2 protein-coding genes are annotated in these 4185 nt (G+C 55.1%); one reads left to right on the top strand and one right to left on the bottom strand.

From position 1 onward, the window contains the following. On the bottom strand, window positions 1-3813 hold a 3813-nt coding region (locus EJP87_RS14295; protein ID WP_193771404.1), incomplete at its 3' end, for an EAL domain-containing protein. Window positions 3814-3954: 141 nt separating this feature from the next. Between EJP87_RS14295 and EJP87_RS17985 the strand changes: the two genes are divergently transcribed. Continuing rightward, window positions 3955-4092, top strand: a complete 138-nt coding sequence (locus EJP87_RS17985; protein ID WP_193771403.1) for a hypothetical protein — start codon at window positions 3955-3957, stop codon at window positions 4090-4092. The last annotated feature ends 93 nt before the right edge of the window (window positions 4093-4185 follow it).

Here is a 4185-nt window from a genome sequence, read left to right as displayed (position 1 = left end):
CTGTTCCAGCCAGGAGGAGAGAAAGCTTAAGTCCACCTTGCTGGCCACCACCCCCAACAGCTCGCCATCGACCTTGAGCAGCTCTTGCAGTTGGTTGCCGGGCATGGGATGGGCAAAATAGAATCCTTGCACCAGGCTGGCCGATAAACCTCGGAAAAATGAGATATCCTCCTCCTGTTCCACACCTTCCACCACCACCTTTATCCCCTTCTGCTCGGCCAAAGCCAAAACCGCCCAGGAAAAACTGGCATTGAACGGGTTGTGTGCACAGCCTGCTGTATACTCTCTGGGCAGCTTGATGCCATCTACCGGCAGTTGCTGCAGATAGCCAAAGGAGGAGTGATCGGTGCCAAAATCATCCAGAGTCAAACGTATCCCCATGGCACGCAACTCCTCCATGATGCTCCGTGATACCGCCATATCGCGAATCAAAAAGCTTTCGGTCAACTCCAACTCCAGTTTGTGGGCCGGAAAGCCACTTTCCTGCAACACCCCAGCCACCATACTGGAAAAATCACGGCGCAAGAATTGCCGACCAGAGACGTTGACCGCCAGCTTGGGCAGCATGATCCCAGCATCCAGCCAGGATTTGCCCTGCTGACAGGCGGTACGCAATACCCACTCCCCCAACAGCACAATCAGACCACTCTCTTCGGCTATGCGTAAAAATGTGCTGGGCAGGTTGAGGGCGCCGCTGCTGTCGTGCAAACGCAACAGCGCTTCCACTCCCCCCACCTTGTGGGTGGCCGGGTCGATCTGCGGCTGATAATAAAGAACAAAACGTCCCTCTTTCATCCCCTGCAGCAGATCATTTTCCAAGCGAAAACGCTCCTGCATATCCTTTTCCATCTCTGGAGAAAAAAAGTGAAAACTGTTGCCGCCATGCTGCTTGGCATGGTAGGAGGCGGCATCTGCCTTGCGTATCAGCTCCTGATCATCGGCGGCATCATCTGGATAAAAGGCCACCCCCATGCTTGCGGCAATATTGGCTGCTATACCATTGAGGGAAAATGGTTGTGCCAGGCTTTCCACCACTTTGCGGGCTATCTCGGCGATATGGTGCGCATGCGCCGATTGCTCGACAATAATGGCAAACTCATCGCCTCCCAAACGGGCGACCATGTCGGAATCGCGCAGACAAGCGCGTACCCGTGCCGCCACCTGTTGCAACAAGAGATCTCCGACGGGATGGCCATGGGTGTCGTTGACTACCTTGAAGCGGTCCAGATCAAACAGCAACAAGGCAAGGGAGCGTCGCCAACGGCTGGCACTTTTGACCGCCTGCTCCAGCACAGGCAAAAATTGATTGCGATTGGCCAGGCCGGTGAGAGGGTCGTGCATGGCCAAGGCACGCAGCTTGTCTTCGGCCAGCTTCAGCTCGCTGATGTCACTGAAAACGCCTATACACTGCACAATCTCCCCTTCTTCATCGCGCAGTGTGTCGATGGTCAGCCATTTGGGATAGAGTTCGCCATCCTTGCGCCGGTCCCAGATCTCCCCATGCCAATGACCATGCTGCAAAATCTCTCGCCACATCTGGGCATAAAAATCATAATCATGCCGTCCCGATTTCATGAAGCCAGGATCCTGACGCAACGCCTCTTCACGCGAATATTGGGTAATTTTGCTGAAGGCGGGGTTGATGTCGATGATGCGATTTTTGCTATCGGTGACCATAATCGCCTCTTGGGTCATGGCAAACACCTTGGCGGCAAGCAGTCCACGCTCCTCCGCCTGTTTGCGCAGAATGATTTCGGCAAGCAAGCGGCTCATGGTGGTGAGAAAATCAAGTGCCTCTTTGGTATGGGCCGGGGCAAAGGGGTTGGGAAAGAGTCGCAATACTCCCAGTGTCTCTCCTTGTCCGGCGATGGGCAACAGCAGATGCGACTCTATGGCGGTACCGCAGAGCGGTTGCTGCTGGGGATAGGGGCTGTTTTTTTCCAAAAAGTGCAACATTGCGCCGCTATGCAACGTCTGCTGACACAGGCAGTTGCTCGGCTGGCAGTGTGCACTGCAGCAGTTGATCTGACTGCTTTCCATGCCCACAATCACAACCGGTAGCAACGTATGACTCTTTTCCGATTTTAAAAAGATAATGCCCTGGGTAAGCAGATTCAGCCACGGCAGGGAGAGAATTCCCTGCAATGCAGTGCGCAGCAGAGATTCCAGGGTGACCGGTTGCAGATTGACATGCAGCAGTTCACTGATGATCCGCTGCTCACGCAAGGCGCGTTGATTGCGCTCTTCGGCACGCTGTCGTTCGATGATCTCCCTTTGCAACTGCTCCATCCCCTCCGACAACTCATGGGTTCGTTCTGCAACCAGCAGCTCCAGATGGCGATTGTTCTCCTGCAACAGCTCTTCCATCTGTTTGCGCTGGGTGATCTCCATGACCATGGCCAAAAAACAGGGGGTATAGTCAAAATCAAGCGGTTCAGCACTCCATAAGGCGATGCGCTCCTGGGCAGTTTCTGTCGGCAGATGTCCCTCCCACTCCTGGACACGCTCTCCCTGCTTCAGGGGTTGCAGCAGTTGTTCCACCGCATCCCGGTGGTGCCAGAGCGGGAGCTGGCTGGCCTGGCGACCGGTGAGCTCCTGGGGCGTGCATCCATAGAGTTGGCTGAAGGCGGGATTGGCCTCCATGATCTGCAGATCCTGCAGACGCAAAATGGCAATGCCGATGGGGCTGTTGCGCACAATGGCCGAGAGCTTGCTCTGACTGCTGCGCAGCGCATGTTCCGACTCCCGACGCTGCTGCTGCATCTGCCAGCGATAGAGTGCCAGCAGCAGCATCAACAGCCCCACTGTTTGCAAAAACCAAAACCAAATCTGCCGATTGTCGCTGATTGTCAGCAGCAGCGGAACCGAGGTTGCAACGGTGATGCTGAGCTCCTCTTCTGGAATCTGCAGCGTGCGCAGCAACACCGGGTTGGGATTGTCTGCCAACAACTGAAATCCGGGATAGGGGCCGTTCCAGGGGGTCATGCGGAGTGAGTCAAAATCGCTCTGCTTATAACGGGCGAGGCGCTCGCTTGCAGTCAAGGCGCCGAGGTTATGATCAGGAAGAGTGTGCAATTCCCATTTTTTGTTGCGCGCCAGAATAATCACCCCATACCGGTCGGAGAGAAAGGCATCATTCTGTTCCAGCCAGGAGGAGAGAAAGCTTAAGTCCACCTTGCTGGCCACCACCCCCAACAGCTCGCCATCGACCTTGATGGGGGCAGAAAAAAAGAGTCCCGGAATATTGGTGCGTCGGCCTACAGCATATTGATTGCCCAGACGACCCGCCATCGCCTCCTGAAAATATTCCCGGTCGCTAAAGTTGGTGCCGACAAAACTCTCTGTCTGGCGAGCGTTGCTGGCGGCGATGGTCTCTCCCTGGGTGTTGATCACCCACAGCGCGCTGGTAATGCCCAAAGAGGCGTTAAAACGCTCCAGCCAAAGATTGAGTTCCTGCAGTTCGGGATCGGCACTCCAGAGAGAGCGTTTCAAGGTTTCGCTGGGCGGTATGCTCTCTTTGGGCAGCGCCGAGAGGCGTGCCAACTGTTGACGCAACTGTTTATGTTGGCCGACTGCGGCGGGAACGGCATGCAGTACTGCCAGACCACGGCGGATACCCAACTCGATCTTTGCCGAAGAGGAGTCAAGCTCCTGCTGTGCCTGTTCTGCTGTTTTTTCTAGTTGTTGCAGGGCAACCATACCGGTGATCCACCAGGCGCCACCACTCCACAGGAGCAGAGAGGTGATTACTCCCACCAGCAAGAGGGGGGAGAGGCGGCGCGGAAATGGCATGCTCTGCAGGAACGGATTCATGATCATCTGTTTCCTGTATAGGTCAATAGGCAAGTAGGGGGCGGAACTCTGCTGTCGCAGTGCCAATTGTTTTGCGCCATGCAGAGGTGGTTGCACGAGAAAATCCACCGGTCCAGAGAGGGGCTTTATCCCAGGTGCAGTGTGCGTACTATACGCATGCCGACTCTTGGGATGCGTATATTGGAAGAGGAGAGTGCAGAGAGCTGCCGTTTCACTCTACATCTTTTGCTGCTCTGTTTTCAATCATTGTTTGCCGATTTTCCGGGCAAGCGCATTTGAAAACCAGAAAATTATTAGGGAGGTCCAGGAGGAGATTATCTCCTCCTGGTGGGTGCAGGGCAAAGCCCTGCTGAAAATGTGCGGCGTTTCACA

Origin of the sequence: Candidatus Magnetaquicoccus inordinatus, from assembly GCF_004217665.1 — a bacterium.
In the GTDB taxonomy this organism is placed as follows: Bacteria; Pseudomonadota; Magnetococcia; order Magnetococcales; family Magnetaquicoccaceae; genus Magnetaquicoccus; species Magnetaquicoccus inordinatus.
Note: the sequence above shows the minus strand (reverse complement) of the source record. Positions and strands in the feature narration are given on the sequence as shown.